Source organism: Aquiflexum balticum DSM 16537, from assembly GCF_900176595.1.
In the GTDB taxonomy this organism is placed as follows: Bacteria; Bacteroidota; Bacteroidia; order Cytophagales; family Cyclobacteriaceae; genus Aquiflexum; species Aquiflexum balticum.
In genome coordinates, this window is record NZ_LT838813.1 from 1,750,538 (window position 1) to 1,772,900 (window position 22,363).

Sequence of the window (22,363 nt, forward strand, 5' to 3'; positions counted from 1 at the left end):
TTACACGGATTGAAAATGAATTCAAAAACCATTAACAACCCTTTTGATTTCGACCGAGGGACTTCCGAAATTTATCAACAATCCCATCTTAAAATTACAGGCTTTCAAATAATGGAGAATTTGAGCCAAATGGATATCATCCAACTTTTTGACAGCTTTTAACTCAACAAGAACTCTATTTTCAACAACAATATCAGCAAAATAGGAACCTACAATTTGATCTTCATAATAAACCTCCAAAGGATATTGTTGATATACAATTAATCCGCTCTTCTTTAGTTCATATGCCAAAGCATTCTCGTAAACTTTTTCCAAAAAGCCATCCCCTAAGGAATTAGAAACCCTGAATGATTTACCTATGATTTCTTTGGTGATTTTATTTATCTCTTCCATCAGAAGTCAAAATAGCGAACAATAAACAACTATCTTCATTTTATCCGTTTAAGATAGAATTCCCAGTAATTTATTTTTTCTACCCGCAGATAGACTCTGATTTGCATAGATTAATACTTAAAATTTCTATTGTTTGCTGATAAGGTTCTTGTAAAAATATTATGCGTTTTACAGTTGATTCACCCATTCATCAGTTTACCGAAACAATAAAATCTGTGCATATCCGCGAAATCCGAGGTTAATAATTGAACCACGGATGATCACTGATCTTCACAGATAATGATAATCTATTAGTCAATGGATATAACCCCAACTTCTCCAAAAGCTGCCGATTGATTATCGGAAGTTAGAAGGGATTTTAGTTTTATGAATTGGGCATTTACCGGAGTTCGTAATGGGATGCTTTGTTCAATGGGATTATTGCGGATATTTGAAAATTCACCTGTTTCTTGTTCCACCCAATTTTTCCCGTCGGTACTTGTAAGAAATGAATATTTGAGAATCACTCCACTCATATAGCGGTTTTGCGGGGGAAGGTAGCTAAAGCCTTTGATGGTGATAGCTTCTCCCAAGTCAATTATTATTTCATTATTGGGGCTTTTCCAAAAAGTATTCGGATCCTCATCGATGGCTTGTTCAGCGTTGGAATCACTGCTCACAACTTCCCATTTAGCCTTGGCAATGTCCAGTGAAGCGGTCAATACCTCACTTTGGGTTTTATTGGAAGGATTGAAACTGATAGCCTTCAACAATGTTGGTTCCAGTATTTCGAAGGATGAGACATACTTTTGACTCTTTTCATCTGGTTCAGAACCATCTAATGTGTAATATATGTCCACATTGCTTTCAGGAATACTAAGTTCCACAATCCCAGATTTGCTTCGCTTGAGAATTGGTTCTATCAGCAGTTTAGGGGCATTATAAATTCCCAAATTGTGAAGGGTTGGACTGGCTTTTGCATCATTAATTTTAAATTTGATTTCGTCCGTTTCCACATCTGCAAAACGAAGTATCCTTTTGACACCAATGGTAGTTCCCTCAGCGATCAACTCCCAACCGTTTTCTGTTTTGGCTTCAAGTGTGAATGATTTGATTCTTTGGCCGAGGGGATAATACTCCTGAGCCATAAATCGGTTAATCTTTGTTTTTTGAGGCAATTTTATCAGAATTTCATTTTGAATGATTCCATCTTCTGCTGCCCAATAAGTTTCATTATTTCCATCAGCGACATGATCAATTTTAAAATTACTTCCCCTTGTATTGCTGGCAGTGAGTTTGGATTTTGTGATGAGATTATCGGTAAAATCCTCCTGAATTTTTTTTGATAACCTGATGATCTGTTCAGCGTCTTTTTCATGGATCAATCCTCTTCTATCTACCGGGAAATTGATCAGCAAAGCACTGTTTTGACCTATGCTTTTGTAATAAATTTCCAAAAGCTGGGGCAGTGTTTTGACTTTATGGTCTTCATAAGCATGGTAATACCAACCTGGTCTGATGGATACATCTGCCTCTGCCGGAACCCAATGTGTCCCATTTTCCTGACCTGGGGCGTACAAATCGGAATATTCGGGCATCCCGGCATAAATAGAGTCCCGAAGCAAATTCGACCAGGTGGTTTCATAGGCAAATCCATGTTCATTGCCCACCCACCGGACATCCGGTCCAGCATCTCCGAAAATGACCGCATTGGGCTGTAGTTCTCTGACCAATGCAAAAGTGTTTTCCCAATCATAATAAGATTTTTTGTCTACTCTCCGGGTTTCATTGGCGCCGCCATAATAACCATCACCGCCATTGGCCCCATCAAACCACACTTCAAAAATTTCCCCATAATTGGTCAATAATTCTGTCAGTTGGTTACGCATATAAGTAATGTATTCCGGCTTGCCATAGTCAGCATGGTTTCTGTCCCAAGGTGAATAGTAAATCCCGAATTTTAATCCAAACTCTTCACAGGCTTCGGCCAATTCTTTGATCAAATCACCTTCTCCATTCCTCCAGGGAGAGTTTTTTACAGAATGCTCTGTATAAGCCGAAGGCCAAAGGCAAAAGCCATCGTGGTGTTTGGCTGTAATGATGATCCCCTTCATTCCTGCATCTTTGACCACTTTGGCCCATTGCCGGGTATCCAATTCAGTAGGATTAAACTGTGAAGGACTTTCATCACCCATTCCCCATTCCATATCTGAAAAAGTGTTCATATTGAAATGGACAAAACCGTAGTATTCCAATTCATGCCAGGCAAGTTGTTTTGAGGAAGGGATGGGATATACTGGTGAAGGTGGACTTACTTCTTTGCCCTCACAGGCCAAAAGAAATAAAAGTGGGAGGAGGTATTTTTTCATACTAAGTATTGAGACGTCAAATATCAAACTCTATTTCAAGAATGCTCTTCATCGCTGATTTAAAGTTCTATTTTGAAAGGTAAAAATAAAATATTTTCCAAATACCTGATGACAATTTGAAAATATGCCGATGAAGCTTTGTAAACGATTTTAATTCAAAGCTCATGAAAACACTATCTAAAACCTTTCTTCTTTTTTTGATCCCTTTTGTTTTCGCTTGGTCTTGTTCTGAAGACAAAGATGACAACCAAGGACCTCAGCTACCAGTGACCCAGGAGGATATAGCTGTGATAGATAATCAAATCTCGCAGTTTATATCTAAATGGGAATACCCGGGTGCCACTTTGGCAATTAGCAAAAATGGCAAACTCGTTTATTCCAAAGCCTATGGTTTGGCGGATGTGGAAGCAAACCAATCCATGACCACCGACCACAGAATGAGAATAGCCAGTATTTCCAAAACATTTACCGGTATCGCTATTCTCCGATTGGTCCAAGATGGCCAATTAGGCCTTGATGACAAGGTATTTGGGGATGGGGGAATATTGGGAAATGATTTTGGTACAAAGGCTTATAGTGAAAGGGTAAAAAATGTAACTATCAGGCATCTTTTGCAAATGACAACAGGTGGTTGGGTTTTGGCAAATGACTGGGATGCCATTGACAGCAGTCCTAATTTGAACAACAAACAGTTCTTCGATTGGATGCTTGACAATGCACTACTCAAATATGATCCGGGGACCCGTTACTGGTATGTCAATACCAACTATTTTGTCGCAGCAAGAGTCATTGAGAAAGTTAGTGGTAAATCCTTCTTTCAATTTATGAAAGATGATTTTTTGGATCCATTGGAGATCAATTCAGCGATAATGGCAAAAAGAAATCTTGCTGATAGGTTTCCTAATGAGGTCAAGTATTATGGTTTGGGAAATATCAAGGGATTTGAATATGGCTTTAATATAGAAAGAAGGGACGGTGATGGAGGGATGGTCATTTCGGCAAAAGATCTGTTGAAATTTGTACTTGCCATCAATGGGCGACCTGATAGAACTCAACTCTTGGAACCGGCCATCCATCAGGAATTTGTCAAAGGTTCAGGTCCCAGTCCGCTCAACAACACCTTCGGTCTAGGCATAGTCAAAAGTCAAAATGGTATCAGTTTCAGTGGGGCACTTCCAGGAACTCGTACAGTATTCCAAACCAACAGTAACACAGGACTTGCGGCTGTGCTCTTATTCAATGGCTGTGTGGACTATACCAATGCCACGCTTTGGAATAATTTTAACCAAGAATTTTTTGCGCTGGCTAATTCTTTGGTTTCCCAAAACACAAATGTTTATAAGGATATCGATCAGTTTTAGACATTTAGGATAAATTTTTTAAAAGAAAAAGGCCAAAGAAATTTGGCTATTTTTTTTGATGACATTTTAATGACTTTCCGATGTATGGCTATAAACCAACAATAAAAGAAATGAAGCACCAATCAAAAGTATTAGCTTTTACCTTGGTTTTCCGTGTCTCCAATTCATACAATGAAACAGAAGAAAATATTCTTGAATAATTGATTTATGATATAAATTAAAATTAATCTAAAACAATAAAAATTTGGGGTAAAAAACATTTAATTGTATATTTCTGTAATTTTCATACCATGCAGCAATATACTTTTCAAAAACTCACCCAAATTGAAATTCTTGAAGGAATTAAAAATAATGATGCTGATATCATTCAGGGAATATATCAGGATCAATATCCTAAGGTTGAAAAATTTGTCCTTTCCAATAATGGAAATTCTCAAGAAGCAAAGGATATATTTCAGGAGGCTTTTGTGGCTTTGTGGAAAAATATCAAGAGTGATCGGTTTACGCCTGAAAACAGTACCGCTATTAACGGGTACCTTTACCAAATAGCCAAAAACAAATGGTTGGATCAACTTAGGTCATCGAAATTTAGAAAAACCGTTCCTTTGGAAAGTTACCATGAAGGAATGGATGAGGAAATAGAAGATAGGGAGTCAAAATTGAATCAAATTGACTCTTCCTTCAAAAATCTGGGGAAAAACTGCAAGGAATTACTGACCCGGTTTTATTATAAAAAAGAAAGTATGTCAAGAATCGCCAAAGCATTTGATTGGACAGAGGCTACTGCCCGAAACAACAAATACAGGTGTATTCAGCGACTGAAAGAAATGCTCATCACAAAAGAATAAAGAACCCAAATTGAAAAATAACAATCATATATCGCAAGAAGAATTTGAAAAGTTCGAAAGATTCATCCTTGGTCATATGGCAGACCAGGAAAGGATAGCTTTCGAAAAAGAAATCGCCTCAGACAAGATACTGTCCCAAAAATTGGAGGATATGAAAGTCATCTTGGAAGGGGTTGAGGAGGCGGCCTTCAGAAACAATCTTGATAAAATTCATCAAGAATTGGAGTTGGATACCTCAAAACCTACGGAAATCAAAAAACCTGATTTTATAAAAGAAAATATCCACTTATTCCCTTGGAAACCTATTTCAATTGCTGCTTCATTGCTTTTGACTATCGGATTTTTTGTTTGGTTGTTTCTTCTGAAACCTGATCCAAATGAAAAATTGTTTTTGGCATACTTCCAAGCAGATCCGGGATTGGTGACGGCTATGAGTTCAGCATCCAATTATGAATTTGACAGGGCAATGGTGGACTATAAATCAGCCAACTATCAGGAGGCAATTACCCGTTGGGAAAAATTAATTCAGGACAAACCAGAAAACGACACGTTACAGTTTTTCCTTGGCGCTTCACATTTGGCCCTCAAAAAAGCTGACCCTGCCATCTTCTATTTCGATGCTGTGGCTACCAATGAAAATTCAAACTTTCAAAAAGACGCCATTTGGTATTTGGGATTGGCCTATGTTCTTGAAGGAAAAGAAGACCGAGCGGTAGAAGTTCTGCTTCAAAGCCAAGATCCCCAAGCTATTGAATTGTTGAAAGAACTAACGGAAAAGTGAAAAAGACAGCTTTAATCGGTTTCTTATGTTTTTTTTTGCCCGGACTTCTATATGGGCAAACAGTCGATGAGCGATTGGCTGAAGTCCAAAAGGCGATCAATGAGGACAATTTGGACAGTGCGATTATGTTGTTTGATACACATACAAACTTTTATATTATAAAATCTGAATATTTGAATCTCAGTTATTTTGTTCCGCTTGCAGGATTTATTGCCAACAAGCAAAGGGACATGCAATATGGAATGGACCGGGTCCAATATTGGTTGGATTTTATCAGTGAAAAAAGCCAGGATCCAAGAGTATTGAGGCAAGCTCACCTGGAATCACATCGGTATTTTATGTTTGCCGGAAAGATTCAAATGGCATACGACGCCAATCAAAGAGCCTTGGACCTTACCTATCAAATCCCTGACCATACCCCTTCCGAATGGGCGATCATAGAACGCAATCTCGGTGTCCTTGCTACCCAATTGAATGATTTTGGACTTGCCCGCTCTCATACCCTTAAAGCCTTGGAGGGATTTGATACTGACCCTAACACCAGTTCCGAAAGTCGCTTTAATATCCTCAATGATTTGGGAGTCTCCTATTGGTATGCCTCTATTTGGGATTCTGCGGAATATTATTGGAAAGAGGGCATCGCATATTTGGATCAAATGGAAAACAATCCCACCAACCAACTTTACCGAAAGGCAATGATTGAAGGGAATTTGGCAGCCGTATATGATGTCAAAGGCAAACTTGATGAAAGTGTTAAAATGGTCAAGTCATCCATCGCAAACAGCAAAGCCTTTGCCGATCAGGCTACAGATGATCCCAAGCGGGATCGGGCCATGTTATCTATTTTTTACAGTTCGATGAACTTGGGAATTACCTATAAAAGCATGGGGAATTACCTACAGGCACTTCAAATCCATGAACATACCCTGAAGGAAAAGGAAAAATATTTCCCTGCAGGGCATCCTGAAATCACAGAAAGTCTTATCATGGTAGGTCAGGTCCATAATTATTTGATGAATTATGATGAAGCTAAAAAATTCCTGTTTCGGGCCATTGATGATCTCTATGCAACGGAAGAAAAATTCCCCTTGCGATTGGCAGATATTTATTACACACTTGCCTTGATCGCAGAAGGGGAAAATGAAATTGACGCTGCAAAAGAATATTATAAAACAGCTTTGAAATACTTTCAACAGACCAATAAAGAATCATTGGATTTTGTTTTCTTGGGTTTTTTGGGCCACGCCGCTGATTTTTTCTCTCTTCATGGAGAGCATGATATGGCGAAGCAATTGTCAAACATGGGCTATGAATACACCAAAAAAACCAATGGTATCAAATCACTACCAGGTTTTCACCAGGTAATCAACAAAAGCCGTGTATCCTACAATTTGGGAAGTTATGCTTCAGCCAGATCAGAGGCGGAAGAAGGAATGGGAATTCTTACCCACCTTTTGGAGTCCGTTACCAATCTTACCGATTCAGTGAGAATTGAATATGAAAAGCCGATGGCATATTTGCTCAAGTGGAAGTCAGATTACAAAATGACAAAAGAGCGATCCGTTTTTTACCTCGAATCAATGTTAAAGGAACTGAGGCAGGGGATTAAACTTTTAGAAAAACGAAAGGCAATGCTTTCTGACAGTGAGGATTTGGGGGTTTTGCTTTCCCAAAACCAGGAATTGATCAATTTTGTCAAGCAGATCGAATTGGAATTATATGAAAAAACGGGAGATGAAAAATACTTAGATCAATTGATCGCAACCCACGAATCCAGTGTATATACAAAAATCCGTGCCCAACTCAACCAACAAAGACAAGTGAGGTTCAGTGGCGTACCGGAATCCATCATTGAAGCTGAATCCATGATTAAGGATGAATTAGGTTACATCCTTTCCGAAGGAGGTGATATGGAAGAATTCATGGAAGTTTCCTCCAAATGGGAAAATCATTTGAAAATGCTCAAATCAAATTACCCGTCCTATTACCAATCCAGATATGGGGATATAGAAGAAGGAGAGTTGGTATTTCCAAAGGAAAGGCAAATTGTCCGATATCTTTTTGTAGGGGAGGACCTAAAGGCCATCGTGATCAATAAGGGTAACAAGAAGCTTTATTCATTGAATTTCAATCCCGAATTGGTCGAAAAACTACCTTCCCTGTGGCATGACCAAACAGCCTTAGGAGCTGTTACTTATCAACTATATCAACAGCTTTGGCACCCTTTTGACGACAACCTGAATGATTCAAGGGTTTTGATTATACCTGATGGCATGCTTTTTAATTTGAGTTTTGACTTGTTGACAGACAGGGAAATCAAAACTTATGAAGAATTCCTCATGTACAGTTTACTTGCCAAACATGACATTTCTTACCAGTATAGCTTGTGGTTGGGTTTCACCAAAAGTTCGAATGACATAAGTGATACCTACGTTGCATTCGCTCCAGGTTTTTTGGATCGGATGAAGGAAAATTACCTCAAATCGATACAAGATACTTTAAGTTTGGACAAACCCTATCTTTCTCTTTTGCCTCAGCCATTTACCATAAATCTAGCCAACAAAGCGGCAAAAACATTCGGAGGAAACATTTTTGCCTTTGAAGAATCCACCGCAAAAACATTCCGTGAAAAGGCCGCCAAAAACAAAATCATCCATATCGGAACACATGCAGAATCCAACAATATAAGCCCGGTTTTTTCCAAACTTATTTTTGCCAAAAATAATGACCCATTGGAAGAGGATAATGCATTATATGCTTATCAAATTTACAACACGGATATGCAGTCAAACCTTACTTTACTCACTGCCTGTGAAACAGGAAAACCTGTTTATCAACCGGGAGAGGGTATGATATCGCTTTCACATGCTTTTCAATATGCCGGATCCGAGAGTCTTTTGACCAGTCTTTGGAAAGTAGATGAAAAATCGAGCATGGAAATCACCGATTACTTTTTGGAATTTTTGGCGGAAGGAATGGCCAAGGATAAGGCACTTAAAGAGGCCAAGCTCAAATACTTGTCCACTGCAACAGGCCGGACACTTTCTCCTCAGTATTGGGCGGGATTGGTATTGCTTGGAGATGTAGAACCGATTTCAGGTTTGGTGAAAGGTTACAATTGGATTTTATTGACTTTAGGGATAACTGTTTTCCTAACCTTTCTCTTTTTGATATACAGAATCAAATTTCGGTAATTTTTTTGATGACATTCTCTTTTGGATTCGATGTATGGACATAATCCCTAATGTTTATCATCATGAATTTCAAATCTACACTCCTTTTGCTGCTTGCATTTTTTCTTGCCATCAATTCATGTAAAGACACTGAAGAACCGAACTTACCCGTAAATGGTGACTCAGATATTAAAAATGTTCCCACTCTGGATGTGTCTATAATAATTCCGGACGGAACGACCCTCGACCTTTCAGGTTCAAAGGTTTTGGCAAACACCTTTGATTTTGCGGTAAATGAATCCAAAAAATCCAAAATTGCACTTCAGCCAGGTCAGACCCAACTTGCTTTTTTGTTGGATAAGGATGAAAATGTTTTGCTTTCAGGTTTTATAAATGAAGCCAAAAAAGAGATTTCTGTGGCTTCATCAGCAGAAGTTTTGCTTTATTATGGCTCAGGTGCATTTATTCTGCCTTTTGAATTCAGAGAAAGATATTTGGATAAGGTCTCCGAATTAGCCGTTTTTGATCAATTCACCCAAGATCTTGAATTGGCTTTTAAGCAAAATCCATCTGCTTTTTCAAATGGAAGTTTCAGGCCCATCCTCAATGCCGCCCTAGAAGAAATAGTTAAGGATATTGAGCCTCTGGATATTAAAGCCCGTCAGATCAACTTCGAACCGAATGGAATTCAAAGTGGAATACAGGTTTTTGATAACGATTTCCAATCTGTCTATCTGAGGAATTACTATAGAAGGAAGGCTCATGCTTTTCTATACAAAACCGCTTTTAAAAATAAAGAAGGTATTGAAACAATTTTAAAAGAAGCTATTGCTTCAGGTGACATCACAGACGTCCAACAGCCAGTGGATGCGACGAAATCAGTTTCTGGATTTTTGGGAACCCTTTCGGATGGATTGGCAGGACAAGGTATACAGTATGCGAAAACGGATTCCCCCCCGATCAATGTCCCCTTAGGTGAAAATGAATTAGAAGCAACCTACGAACTTCGTGTCATTGGACCATCACTTGGTATAAATCTGGATCTATTGCAGCTTACTTCTAAAGAAAAAGAAAAATGGGAGGACTTGATGATCGAAACTCTCTTTATGGACATCGTCATTCCCCTGATGTCTGAAGTCTTTTCGGCTGCAGGTGATATGGCAACGGAAGAACATTCGAAAATTATCGCTGCTGCTGTCAAAAATGTAGCGGATTTCACTCCATTTTACAAGGAACTATACCAAACAAAAGACTTGACCAAATTTGTGTCCGATATAATGGATTATTTTATAAGTGATAAGGTAAACAGTGATTTTCAGGAGGTAATAGCTGACCTGATGACAGAAAGGGCAATGCAAAACGGAAGTTGGGAAGTCGACCTGAATGCCAAATATAGGGAGGAGATGAAAAAAGCCCGCTTTTTAAAAGTTCTGAAATATATTGACTTGGCTATCAAAGGCGCAGATTTTTCGAAAATGATAGGAGAGATCAGTTCCTCCTCTGCTATGGAAAAGTTTAAGGTTAAAGCTGTCGCCCATGATATCACTTTAAGTCCGAAAGAGGCTTCCATTGTGACTTTTTCAAATCAAGAATTGACTGTCAATACCAAAACCCAACTTGGCGACGGTGAGGCTTTTCTTTACAAATGGTCCACTCCTGGTAAATATGGGAAGATCAGGGATAATTTGGGTAACAATGGGACTGAATTTGAAAATGGTCAAAAAACCATTACCTATCGGGCAGAAACCCAATCATCCAACCTGCCTGATGATGCAGTTGAGGAAGTTATGGTCACCGCTTATGTCAAGCAGGGATCCAATCTTACAAAAATCGGAGAAACGAAGGCATTGATAACGATCAAACCTGCAAGGCTGGAAGTTAAACCGAAAAACGTAACCCTTAGCGGAAAGGAAAAGCAAAAAGTCAAATTGTATGTCGAATGGGCAAATGGAGATGCTTTTTACAAGGCAAATGATCCGACTTTTGATTATAAATTTGAGTGGATAACCGATGGACTGTATGGCAATTTTGAAGGAGGTTTGAGGAGTGTAACGACTTTGGTACCTTACCTTTCCTATCAGGCTTTGGATGAGGATGTAAAAAGTGCAACCGAAAAGGTAAAGGTTAAAGCTTACTTAAAGTCCAAAGATTCCAATAATTGGACCCTTTATGACGACATCGAAGGAAGTGTACAGGTTGAAAATGACGAATTAAAAAAGGTAATTTATGTGAACCTTACACCAAGACCATGGGGTCCTACAGTAGTTGGTAATTATACTAACTGTGGAGCTTCCACATTATTTCTTATTCCCCCTTACGAAAATGCTGTCAGCTATTCGGCAACGATCATTTCCTTTTCTCCTAGACTAAATCCCCATCCGGAAGGAACTACCAGAACCTGGCAGGAAAATCCTGCTTTATTGAAAGATGGATTCTATGAATTTGCCGAAAGGTCCGCAGGAGCAGTAAGTTCGCCTACCTGGTTGTTTAATGCAGGCGACTGCAGTCCATATATTGCCAATGCCAATTCAAGAAGAGGAATTGCTAAGGTCGTTATTACTTTAAAAAAACCTTAATTTTCTATTTTGTATATCCTAAAAAATAATTTCTAGACATTCAATTTTAGGAATCTTATAATTAGAAATTTGAGATTCAGGGGATATTCCCCTGAATTTTTTTATTGAGGCTTCGACCAAATTTTATAATTTGCCGATATGCTTCATACCTCTTACATCGAAATCAGTAAATCCGCTTACTCCAAAAACATTGAATTTTTAAAGTCTGATATAGGTCCAAACACTGAAATATCCGTCGTCGTCAAGGGCAATGCCTATGGGCATGGGATTGAAAACATTGTTCCGATAGCTGAAGAAAACGGTATCCGACATTTCAGCACATTCAGTGCTGATGAAGCACTTCGGGTTCATCAAGCCAGCAAGGAAGAAAGTCAGGTAATGATCATGGGGATGTTGGACAACAATGATCTGGAAGAAATCATTAGAAAAGGGATCAGTTTCTATGTTTTTGAGTTTGACAGGCTTGAAGCTGCTTTGGCAATAGCCAAAAAGACAGGCATCAAAGCCAAAATCCATGTAGAAGTGGAAACAGGATTTCACAGGACCGGTTTTGATTGGGATGAATTGGAATGGCTGGTAAAGGTATTGAAGGAAAATGCTGAGCATCTTGAACTTCAAGGACTTTGCACCCATTATGCCGGAGCTGAAAGCATCAGTAATTATGTACGGGTAAGAAAACAAATCAAACTGTACAAAAAAATCAAATCCTGGTTTGAAAAGAAAGGCCTGGAGTTTGAAAAGTACCACACTGCCTGCTCGGCTGCCACTCTGCTATATCCTGAGACCAAAATGGACTTGGTCAGGTTAGGAATCGCTTCTTATGGATTTTGGCCCACGCAGGAGACTTATATGTACCGATTCCAGTCCCTCCCTGCTGACAACAAAAATCCTTTGAAGAGACTGATCAGTTGGAAAAGCAGCATCATGAATACCAAAAAGGTGAAAATGGGCGAGTTTATCGGGTATGGTTCCAGTTATATGGCGCCACGGGACATGACCGTTGCCTTGGTGCCGATTGGCTATGGTCATGGGTACAGCAGGATGTTGAGCAATCAGGGGAAACTACTGATTGGAGGAAAAATTGTTTCTGTGGTAGGAACTGTTACTATGAACAGTATTGCAGCTGATATCACAGATCTCGAAGGTATTCAGAAAGGCGACGAAGTAGTCATTATCGGAAAGCAAGGGGAAAATGAAATCACCATAGCCTCTTTCGGAGAATCCACCCAACAGGTGAATTATGAACTCCTGACCCGTTTGCCACAGGATATACCTAGAAAAGTGGTGGAGTAGATTTTAGATTTAAGAGGGTAGATTTTAGATTGGGGACAAAGGATGAAGTAAAAAGGATGAAGGATGAAGGGGGGGAGGAAGTTTATAGTTATAATGGGAGGATTTGAGAACAGTAATCCGACTTTAAATCAGGTCCAAGGATTTTAGGAATCAAAAAAACAAAAATTGATTTTGGATCAATTGATTTTCATTTTAATACACCCGTTTTTTCAAATTTTTTTAATAATTCAATTAAACAGTTGATGAATAGGACGGGCAAGTAATCAATTTATCATCGACCTCCTGGCCAAGTAATTAAGTTGGAATCCCCAATAAATAAACTTTGCTTCCTCCTTTACCCTTGATTTTTCCTTTTTCCCATTGATAATTTTCATCAGACAGACCCTGAATCAATATCTCCATATCTTCCAAAGTATAGGTTCGGGCATTAGATACTGCACCGTCCCACGCGATAAACAATGGCAGTATGGGAATAAGATAAGTAAATACCACTTGCTGCCAAGTCATTGGCCTGACCATGGGAGTGACAAAAAGACTAGTGACAAAAGCAAAAGGAATGGCAAGCCACCATAAAAAGATCGGAGGGGAATTATCACTGATTTCGAAAATCAGGATGGGTTGATTTGATTCCTTTGCATTTTTTAAGATTTGTCTTGCCACATTCGGTTTCATATGGTGCATACTGCTGACCATTGTCCGAAGGCCTTTAAGTTTCTTGTTCACATCAGAGGCATTCACAGGTGAGGTGATGTATTCAATGTACTGATTATTAACTTTATTGAATTGATCTGCAGCGGATTGATTTGGATACAGGTCGCTCAAGATGAGTTTCAGGTCGCTGGATTCAGAGGATTTTTTCAGTTTTTGAGCAACCTCGATCATCGGACCTCCACTTCCGGAACATAGATCCAAAATTACATTGGTGTCTGCATATTGGAGTCCTCTTTTTACCAATGGTAAAAGTAAGTCAGCCGTTCCCAACATTTTATGAAAAGTCATGATGTACCTTGTCATCAGTACCCTGATCCAATCCGGAAACCAAGCTTGGTCTTCAAATTCAAAGAGATGTATCCTTTTCATGTAGTACCTGTTTTAAATTGAATCAAAATTTAAAAACGTCATCTTTACCAAACAGGAAGGAATTTAAGGATTTTTTTCATAGGTTGAATTAGATTTGACAAATAGAACGACTTAAAGGTTTATTGTCAAAAGTGCCCGAAGAAGATTTTAACCAGCAATCCCTACTATGAATTCATTTGAAAACCGACGATCTTTTATCAAAAAAGCCGGAGCCTTGGCAGGGGCATTTTCCGTCAACAGTTTCTTCAACAGACTCCATGCTGCTGAATGGCAGGAATTGGAAAAAGCGCACCTCCATAAATCTCCCTTGGAAATGGCAACTGACGAAGATTATTGGACAGTGATTCAACAGGGATATTCTGCCAGTTCTTCACCCATCATTATCCTTAATAACGGGGGTGTATCTCCAAGTCCCTTAGCTGTACAACAGGCAGTGGAACGATTCAATCAAATGAGCAATCAGGGCCCCTCTTATTACATGTGGCGGATTCTGGATCAGGGTAGGGAAAATCTGAGGGCAGGATTGGCAAAATTGGGAGGTTGTGACCCTGAAGAAGTGGCCATTAATAGGAATGCTACAGAGGCTTTGGTCACCATCATTTATGGATTGGATCTTCAAAAAGGGGATGAGGTGATTGGCAGTACACAGGATTATCCCAATATGATGCAGGCTTGGCAGCAAAGGGCTTTACGTGAAGGAATTGTTTACAAACAACTTACTTTTAACTTTCCGTCCGAAAATGATGAGGAAATAGTAGCAGCATACCGCAAGGCGATTACGTCCAAGACAAAGATCATCCACCTAACCCATGTCATCAACTGGAACGGGCAGATTATGCCAATCCTAAAAATTGCCAGAATGGCCCATGAAAAAGGGCTTGAAGTGATCGTGGATGGCGCACATTCATACGGTTTATTGGATTTTAAAATTCCCGATTTGGAGGCAGATTATTTTGGCACCAGTCTTCACAAATACCTCTCAGCTCCGATTGGAAGTGGGATGCTTTGGATCAAAAAAGAGAAGATTACCAAAGTATGGCCATTAATCTGTGCCGGAGATCCAAAAAGTGACAATATCAGGAAATTTGAAAATTTGGGAACCAGAAGCTTCCCTATCGAACAGGGAATAGGGGAGGCCCTTAATTTTCACAACGCGATAGGCACCAAAAGAAAAGAGGAAAGAATAAGGTATCTCAAAGATTATTGGGCTACCAAAGCTGAGAAAATTCCTGGTGTAAAAATCCATACTTCATTGAAAAGAGAATTCAGTTGTGCTTTGGCCGGGGTATCTGTGGATGGTCTTACTCCGGGTGAATTGGAATCGAGATTGATGCGGGATTTCAAAATCCATACAACGCCCATTTCCATAGCCAATATCAATTGTGTTAGGGTTTCACCCCATGTCTATACCAAAATTTCGGATTTGGATAACCTGGTATTTGGATTGGAAAAAATATCCAAAGGATAGAAAAAAAACTCTCTATATCCAGAGTCAGTTTTTTCTGATCTCATCAAACTTTCTGGTTTGCAAAATTTCCAATTCCCTGGAAAGGGTTTTCAAATCCTGCATCATAAGATTGATCTGGGAACCTATTTGGTCATACATACTGGCCCTTTCACCAAGTTCATCACTAAGGTAAACTCCCCCATCTCCAAAAAACTTGCCTATAAGTTCTTCTTTGTCTTTTGGCTTGACATTCTCAAATACGCCCAATCCCATCCATTTTTCAATAATTTCCTCTCTTTTGGAGAGCGGTTTCTCCTTTTCAGGATAGACATAATTGAGATAATACCAGACAGAGGCTGGAAAATATCTTGATGTAGCCGGGCCATCCCAGATTTCTTGCAGATGATTCCTTTCATGTTGATAAGAGACTTTCTTTTTATTTACCAATATCATCACACCCAAAGTTGCTCCTAAAATACCGGTAGTTAAAGCTATATATTCCGGTGTTTTGCCGTTGTCAAAAAACACTGTGGTCCCAATTGCCCCTAAAGCACCAATGACAATTGAGGCTACCGTCAACTTGGTATCTGTGTCACCTTCTTTGGCTTTGAGGTATTTGGCGATCTGATCAGCCCGGTCTTCTTCGCATTCCAGCTCAGCTGACTCAGAAGAAATCTCAAGCTCAGCAAAACCAATACGCTGAAAAAGTTTTTGGTACAGTTCCAAATGTCGGAGCCTGTTTTCGATAGTGGGATTGTCATAGAAATCCTCCAGACTTAAAAGATACCTTTCCAACAAATCCAAAATTCCCATGGCATTGGCAATGTTGATGCTTTTCCTGGAAAAATTATCTTGGAGGTTTGCGGGAATGGCAATAGTATGAAGAGGTAGAGGAATTTGGTCTTCGGCATAATCGTAATAGTATTCCTGAAAACAATTGCTTTTATCCAGCCTGAGGTTGATGTTGGAATCCTGAAAACTTGCACATGAAAAAAATAAAATGCAGGAAAAAAGCATTATAAAAAATCTACCAAAGCTCATGCTATCGTTTATTTTTTCTTTTGAGATACATCACCAGAACAAAAACCAATGCGCCTGCCAAGTAAAAGGGCCAAAGCGTGACCAGACCTACAAAAACTGACAAAAATATCTGCCAGCCATTGTCCAAAGCATTGAATATTCTTACCCAGAAACCTTTTTTCTTGGGTGTATTCAGTTCATAGGGCAATTCCTCGTAGAACTGTACCTGAAGTGAACTGAACTTTATCTCTTTACTCAGATAATTGAACTGTCCCTCCATCAACTCGATATCAGATCTCACTTCGTTGAGGTTACGCTCTATTTCAAGGATATCTTTGACTTGATTGGCTTTGGATAAAATCTCTCTGTAGCGTATTTCGAGTTCTTTTTTATTCTGGATCCGACTCTGTAGATCGTAATATCTTTCGGTCACATCATCCACATTGGAGTATTTGCTTTCGACCCTAAAAGCAATTTTGGAAATAGTATTGAACAGGCTGTCATATTTTTCCGAAGGCACTCGGATTCTCAGACTATAACTTTTTCGGTAATTATCATTGATTTGGTTTTCACTTTCCAGATAGGCACTAAAACCGCTTAGCATTCCTTTGATTTGTTCATAATCCTTTTCTAAACCTTCTGATTGAAAATAAATACTCCCGGATCGGACCAGTTTTTGGCTTATATCCGGAGTGTATAATTCGGATTCGGAAGTGGTAGAAGATTGCTTGGCAAATGGAACTGATTCCATGTCCATGTTGACCATTATATCATCAGAATTTCCCCCACTGCTTATATCAACAGTTTCATTATTGGAACAGGCGGCAATGATGAAGGCTATTGCAAAAAGGATTTTCATAAAATTGTTTTAAATCATCCAAATACCAGTATTAGCTTATTTTCATGGATAAAGTTTCAGATCCCTTTTCAATGGGATTTGCGGCGAAATAAATTTTTTTGATGGCAAATGCCAAAGTAAGAAGAATTACCAAACCAAGGAAGATTATGATTTTTTTCCTCTTTTTTGCTACTTCTTTCGTTTTTGAATTCATTGGATAATAGGGTTTTAGGGAATAAAATTCAATTGGTTATCAGGAAAATTACTGATTTAATTTTGAAATCCGCAATTTCTATTCTTAAATAAATCAGTAAAGATCCATTTAATTGATTTTCAAGAATACCCTGATCTTGGAGATTTTTTGATCCCTTGAAAACAAGTGGGCTGATAGCTCTGGAGTTAATTTTAGGGCATCTATGAAAAATTTTTCTCCACCTGATTTTTCCAATTCGATCTGATTTTGATCACTCATTTTATAGATAACAGGCACCTGGCAATAGGTAAATGCCAACTCTCCCGGTTTCAATTCAATTTTTTCCTTCTGACCGGAAATAGTAAAGTATTCAAAAAATTTAGCCTCATTTATAAATTCATGTGGGTGTAGAAACTCTGGTGCAAAAGAAATACAGCCATTGGAAACCTTAACCCCCAATTCGCCCCATCTATTCATGATATCTTCCTTCACCTGACCTGTCATCCCAGGTTGCTGCGCTCCTTTATGGCCCGGCGTATGCGAATAAGGGTCAGTGGGGAAAGCGCCATAAAGTTCCGGAGATTTGTTGATTCCGATTCCGGCACGGATTTCGTAATAATGCTGAACAAGTCCGGCTATCAGTTCTTTATCCTCGTTCTGATCGATTGCAAGCTGTAAGTTTTCCTGTACAGCCAACAATAATTTTGAAACCATATGCCAGTAAATACTTCCAAGGCCTTCATAGCCATAGAAAGTACCTGATCTGCCTGTAAAACTTTTATGGTCAAATATTTCCTCAAATATTTCCAGATAGTCCTCATATTCCTTTTCAACTAGATGCCCATATTGTTGCTTCAATTCATCAAGCTTTGCACGCAGATCATCACTGTTATGAAATTCCCCATTAAAGTGAAATTTACCCTTGACATCCTTGACAATCAATTCCTGATTGAAATCGGAAAGTAACTTATTGGCCAAGGCTGAGTTATCTATAAAAGAGTTTGGAATATTGTTTTTATCCAGAAATCCCGGTAATTCTCTGTTTGGATACAGCATGTAGCTATATTGATCCTCACGGTACATTTTGCTGGATTTAAGCGCATCCAATACCTGCAGGGATTCAGAAGCAGTCAAAATTCCCGAGGAAAGAATGGCCACTTGACCTTCGAGCATTTCATAGAGATGGCTGACCGAAAGCTGATTCTCTGAAAAATTGATCAGGTTATAGGCATGGTATAAATCGTCGCTACGTTTGTTTGACTTAATACTTTGATCAATGTATTGAAGGGTGAGTTCCAGAAAGGAGGACAGTTCAGCAGTTTGTAAAGTTGTTTTTTCATTTGAAGGATTTTGGTAAACTACATTGCGGTATGCCTCGCCCAATTGTCCAAGTTGATCCACAAAACTGCGGCGTTGCTGATCTGTGAATTTCTTCCGCAAAAATACCTGATTGGTCTGCAATACTTGATAAATACCTTCCCAAAGCGAGAACAGCGCTTTGTTCAAAGGCAGTGATTTTGGGGATGAATCGATAAGGGCGTGCAAAAAAGCCACATACCTGCGCATATAGTACAGGGTTACCATGGAAACTCCATTTCCAACGAGGGCATTATTGGCATCATTCCATTCAGGTCTTTGGGTGTTAAGCCAAATGCCCGCATCTGGCACAAAATTGGATAACTTGGTCAATAAGGTTACCAACAGCTTTTCGACAAGTGTAGCCCTTATAGGTTCACCATTTTCTCCGAAAATAATTTTACCATCTGCCCCAATTTCCTTCACTCTTCCTGAAATAACTTCCTCCAATCCATTATGGTATTCAATGGTATCCTTTGGATTGGCCACAATACTGTCGTAACTCTTGATGCGATAAGGCACATTGGCATAGACAAAAATAGCCTCTTCCATCAAGGAAGATAACTTGCCCGGAAAATGATTGTGGGAGATTTCAAGCAGTTTTTGAAGATAAATGATCTGATGATCCCCCCAATAGCCAATATAAGACCATGGGTCGTCGGGTTCCACTACTTCCCAATCAATCCCATCGGAAGTAATTCGGTAAGGGTTATAGCCGTCGATGGTAGAAGCATTGACAAACTTCACAATCATGGAATGGATAAAGCCCGGAATGGAAAGGGCCAAGGCCTCCCAATTTTGGAAGATGTCCCGCCAGTTACCCTGATAATATTTTTTGGATGAGCCATCTTTATTTTTGAGGTCTATGGAAAACTTATTCCAAGGCCTACTTGGGTCACCATGTCGCCTGCTGAAGGAAAGTGGTAAATACTCGTAACTTAATCTGATAAGATCGGGATTACCTGTAGATTGGGCCAGATTCATCAGTTTCTCCTGACTGATTGAACTTGGTAAAGATTCCAAAAATCCTACCTGAACACCTGAAAGCGGCTGATTTGCTTTGATGATGTGTGCTATAAAATCAGAAGACTGTATGCTAAATTGATCCTCGAACAAACCGCCCCGCATGATATTGAATAAGACATTGGAAATATGTCTACCAGTCGCCAATTGATCCGCACTAAGCTGTAGACCATCTGCTTTAGCTACCTTATGGAGTAATTCCAGATTGCCGGCAGCGATATCATTTTCTACAAGTTTTTCCAAAGAATTGTCGGAAGTGGATAATTTTTCAACCAAACTATAGATATTGCTGTGGTCCTTATTCACATCAGCAATGATTTTCCAACTCGATGATTCTCCCCCTTCAAGTTGTAAATGGTGATGAACAAAATAGGCACCCGGGAATCCTTTGATATCTTTTTCAGGAGTAATTTGTCCATTAAACTTGAATCGATCAAGCTGAAGAGAGGACAAAAGGATATCTGTTGGCTTTAATCCAATAGTCCAACAAACAGAGGCTTTGAGTGCCTCGCTAGGTTCGGCCCGATCCACAATCATAGCTGATAGCGCATAAATGCCTAAACCTGAAACATGCTCAAGTTCATTTCTCTTGTAAGCATCTACCAAATTGCTTCTTTCTTTTTGCATGGCACTGTCCACACCAAATGGCAGTAGATTCTGTAGTCCATCGAGTACTTGACAAGTCAATTGTTTTTCTCCCAGATTTACGATGTAGGAAGATTTGACAAAGCCATATTTATCGGAAAAAGTCCAGGAATAATTGAAGCTCAGCGAAAGACTGTGATTGATCTCTTCAAAAATGAGCTTATTGCCGGTCCTATTCTTGTATAGGTTTCGCTCTAGCTGGTAGCTATCCCTATATTGATCAGAGAATGGAAGCCAAAGCAATTTTTTGTTTTCCCGGGAGACGAGTATCAGTGTTTTGCTTCCGGTAATATCACTGGAATCGGTAATCTTATCGTCGGTGTAATAAGGGAAAAGTGCATTGTTTTCGTTCATCCTTCCTGCAGAAAGACCTCCTTTACTCGATATAAACATCCAATGGTCCGCGTGACTGACCAAGCTCATAAAAAAGGGACGCATCCGGTCATAATGACTTATTTTGTAATAAGACTCCTCTCCGATGGTAACATATTCACCGGTGACAGATTCATTGGAAACAAAGAGCGGATTGTTTTCAACCCATATTTTTGCGCACATTGATTTGGATATTTATATTTTACAATGTCTGTTGATCAGAAAATCTCCTGGATTTATTTTTTTCCGTATACCCTTACATAATCTATCAGCAATTTTTGGGAAGTCACAGATTCATCCATTCCCTGGGCACCGCCCCAGCCTCCGCCCATGGCCAGATTGAGAATAATGTTTTGAGGCTTATTGAAAGGCCACTCCAGTTCATTGGCTGTTTTATCATAAACATAGTATTGCTCGCCATTTACATAGCCCCTGATTTCTGTGGGTGTCCATTCCACCGCATAGGTATGAAACTCACCTGCAATATTTTTGACATCTATAGTACTGCTGATCTGGTTATTGATCTTGAAATAATAGGCAGGGGTGTGAACCGTGGAATGGGCAATTCCATCACCGGTTTCATTGTCGACTTCATAGCCAACTGATTCCATGATGTCTATTTCCCCACTGTATGGCCAACTTTTTTCATCTACATAATCATCTCCTAAAGTCCAGCCAGCAGCCCAGTTTCCTTTTTCCCGGGGGACCTTTGCCCTGAATTCGATTTTTCCATACAAGAAACTTACCTTTCCCCGGGTAGTCATCCTTGTTGATGTCCAATCCTGCCCCATATCATTTTTTCTGGCTTCTATGACCAATATGCCGTCTTCAATTCTTGCATTTTCCGATCTATTGTCTGTGTAATATTGGAGCTCATTGTTGCCCCAGCCCCAATTGCCAAAATCAAAAGTCCACTTGGACTCATCAATGGAATCCCCTTCAAATTCATCCGACCAAACCAATTCCCATTCTTGTCCATCCATATTTTGGGTGAGGCTTATGGGAGAAGAAGAATGTTCCTTCATAAGGGAAAAGGTTATTTTATCTATTACAACGGACCCTTTATCCACATGTAGTTTTATCTTATGCAATCCTTCGTTGAAAGGGCTTCCTTCGACAAAAAATGCTTTAATATCCTCTGATGGTTCAATGTTGATCTTGCCGGTTACATCATATGTTCTTTGATCCTTATTGTCATAATAATCTTCAATCCATACAACTGCCCCATCATCCGACTGGCCGGAAGCCAAAATCTCTACCCGATATCTACCCGCCTGCTCAAAATTTGCATCCAAGCCAATCCATTCGCCTTGCCCTAAAGATACAGTGCCCTTATCCTCGGAAATCTCCACACGACTGGGTCCTGAAACAGCATGTAGCGTTTCTGTTTCAACAATAAGTTGATAAGGTTTTTCCTCTGAAGATGCCTGTTCCAAGTCTTCTGTTTGGTTTGGACCGGGATTGCATCCAAAAACAAAGAAGACCAGAAAATAAATACCTAATTTAAATATTGATTGAGTAGAATTTGATTGATGTTTCATACTGTTTTTATTTTCTAAATTATAATATCATTCTAAACACTATTTCATTGATTCTAAAGATCATATAAAAAAACC

The 22,363-nt window shown here is 39.3% G+C and carries 14 protein-coding genes; 7 read left to right on the forward strand and 7 right to left on the reverse strand.

What is annotated here, in order from left to right:
• Positions 1 to 21 precede the first annotated feature (21 nt).
• Both B9A52_RS07520 and B9A52_RS07525 read right to left on the reverse strand, forming a co-directional pair.
• Positions 22 to 393 carry a GxxExxY protein gene (locus tag B9A52_RS07520; protein WP_084119724.1) on the reverse strand — a complete coding sequence of 124 codons (372 nt, stop codon included), beginning with the start codon at positions 391 to 393 and terminating at the stop codon, positions 22 to 24.
• A gap of 290 nt (positions 394 to 683) precedes the next feature.
• Positions 684 to 2,741 carry an alpha-L-fucosidase gene (locus tag B9A52_RS07525; RefSeq protein ID WP_084119725.1) on the reverse strand — a complete coding sequence of 686 codons (2,058 nt, stop codon included), beginning with the start codon at positions 2,739 to 2,741 and terminating at the stop codon, positions 684 to 686.
• Positions 2,742 to 2,905: 164 nt separating this feature from the next.
• Between B9A52_RS07525 and B9A52_RS07530 the strand changes: the two genes are divergently transcribed.
• The 6 genes from B9A52_RS07530 to alr all read left to right on the forward strand — a co-directional run bounded on the left by B9A52_RS07530 (position 2,906) and on the right by alr (position 12,773).
• A complete protein-coding gene (locus B9A52_RS07530; protein WP_084119726.1) occupies positions 2,906 to 4,102 on the forward strand; it encodes a serine hydrolase domain-containing protein in 1,197 nt (398 codons plus the stop codon).
• A gap of 290 nt (positions 4,103 to 4,392) precedes the next feature.
• Positions 4,393 to 4,950, forward strand: coding sequence for an RNA polymerase sigma factor (locus B9A52_RS07535; RefSeq protein ID WP_084119727.1), 558 nt, complete (start codon positions 4,393 to 4,395; stop codon positions 4,948 to 4,950).
• Between the two features lie 10 nt (positions 4,951 to 4,960).
• A complete protein-coding gene (locus tag B9A52_RS07540) occupies positions 4,961 to 5,731 on the forward strand; it encodes a tetratricopeptide repeat protein (RefSeq protein WP_157370098.1) in 771 nt (256 codons plus the stop codon).
• On the forward strand, positions 5,728 to 8,925 hold the full coding sequence (locus B9A52_RS07545; RefSeq protein WP_084119729.1) for a CHAT domain-containing protein: 3,198 nt from the start codon (positions 5,728 to 5,730) through the stop codon (positions 8,923 to 8,925). The genes B9A52_RS07540 and B9A52_RS07545 overlap by 4 nt, the downstream gene beginning before the upstream one ends.
• A 62-nt stretch (positions 8,926 to 8,987) precedes the next feature.
• The gene (locus tag B9A52_RS07550; protein ID WP_157370099.1) at positions 8,988 to 11,480 is read left to right on the forward strand and encodes a hypothetical protein; all 2,493 of its coding nucleotides are present in this window, start codon (positions 8,988 to 8,990) and stop codon (positions 11,478 to 11,480) included.
• 138 nt (positions 11,481 to 11,618) lie between these two features.
• Positions 11,619 to 12,773 carry an alanine racemase gene (gene alr, locus B9A52_RS07555; RefSeq protein ID WP_084119731.1) on the forward strand — a complete coding sequence of 385 codons (1,155 nt, stop codon included), beginning with the start codon at positions 11,619 to 11,621 and terminating at the stop codon, positions 12,771 to 12,773.
• A 294-nt stretch (positions 12,774 to 13,067) separates the two neighbouring features.
• Here the strand turns inward: alr and B9A52_RS07560 are convergent, their stop codons facing one another.
• Positions 13,068 to 13,853: a hypothetical protein gene (locus tag B9A52_RS07560; RefSeq protein ID WP_172805183.1), complete on the reverse strand. Its 786-nt coding sequence runs from the start codon at positions 13,851 to 13,853 to the stop codon at positions 13,068 to 13,070.
• 166 nt (positions 13,854 to 14,019) lie between these two features.
• Here B9A52_RS07560 and B9A52_RS07565 point away from each other — a divergent pair, with 166 nt between their 5' ends.
• Positions 14,020 to 15,321, forward strand: a complete 1,302-nt coding sequence (locus B9A52_RS07565; protein WP_084119732.1) for an aminotransferase class V-fold PLP-dependent enzyme — start codon at positions 14,020 to 14,022, stop codon at positions 15,319 to 15,321.
• Positions 15,322 to 15,345: 24 nt separating this feature from the next.
• Here the strand turns inward: B9A52_RS07565 and B9A52_RS07570 are convergent, their stop codons facing one another.
• The 4 genes from B9A52_RS07570 to B9A52_RS07585 all read right to left on the reverse strand — a co-directional run bounded on the left by B9A52_RS07570 (position 15,346) and on the right by B9A52_RS07585 (position 22,288).
• A complete protein-coding gene (locus tag B9A52_RS07570) occupies positions 15,346 to 16,341 on the reverse strand; it encodes a hypothetical protein (RefSeq protein ID WP_157370100.1) in 996 nt (331 codons plus the stop codon).
• 1 nt (position 16,342) lies between these two features.
• Positions 16,343 to 17,179, reverse strand: a complete 837-nt coding sequence (locus tag B9A52_RS07575; RefSeq protein ID WP_084119734.1) for a DUF4349 domain-containing protein — start codon at positions 17,177 to 17,179, stop codon at positions 16,343 to 16,345.
• Between the two features lie 301 nt (positions 17,180 to 17,480).
• Positions 17,481 to 20,930: a hypothetical protein gene (locus tag B9A52_RS07580; RefSeq protein WP_157370101.1), complete on the reverse strand. Its 3,450-nt coding sequence runs from the start codon at positions 20,928 to 20,930 to the stop codon at positions 17,481 to 17,483.
• Positions 20,931 to 20,983: 53 nt separating this feature from the next.
• Positions 20,984 to 22,288 carry a glycoside hydrolase family 16 protein gene (locus B9A52_RS07585; RefSeq protein WP_084119735.1) on the reverse strand — a complete coding sequence of 435 codons (1,305 nt, stop codon included), beginning with the start codon at positions 22,286 to 22,288 and terminating at the stop codon, positions 20,984 to 20,986.
• Positions 22,289 to 22,363: the final 75 nt, after the last annotated feature.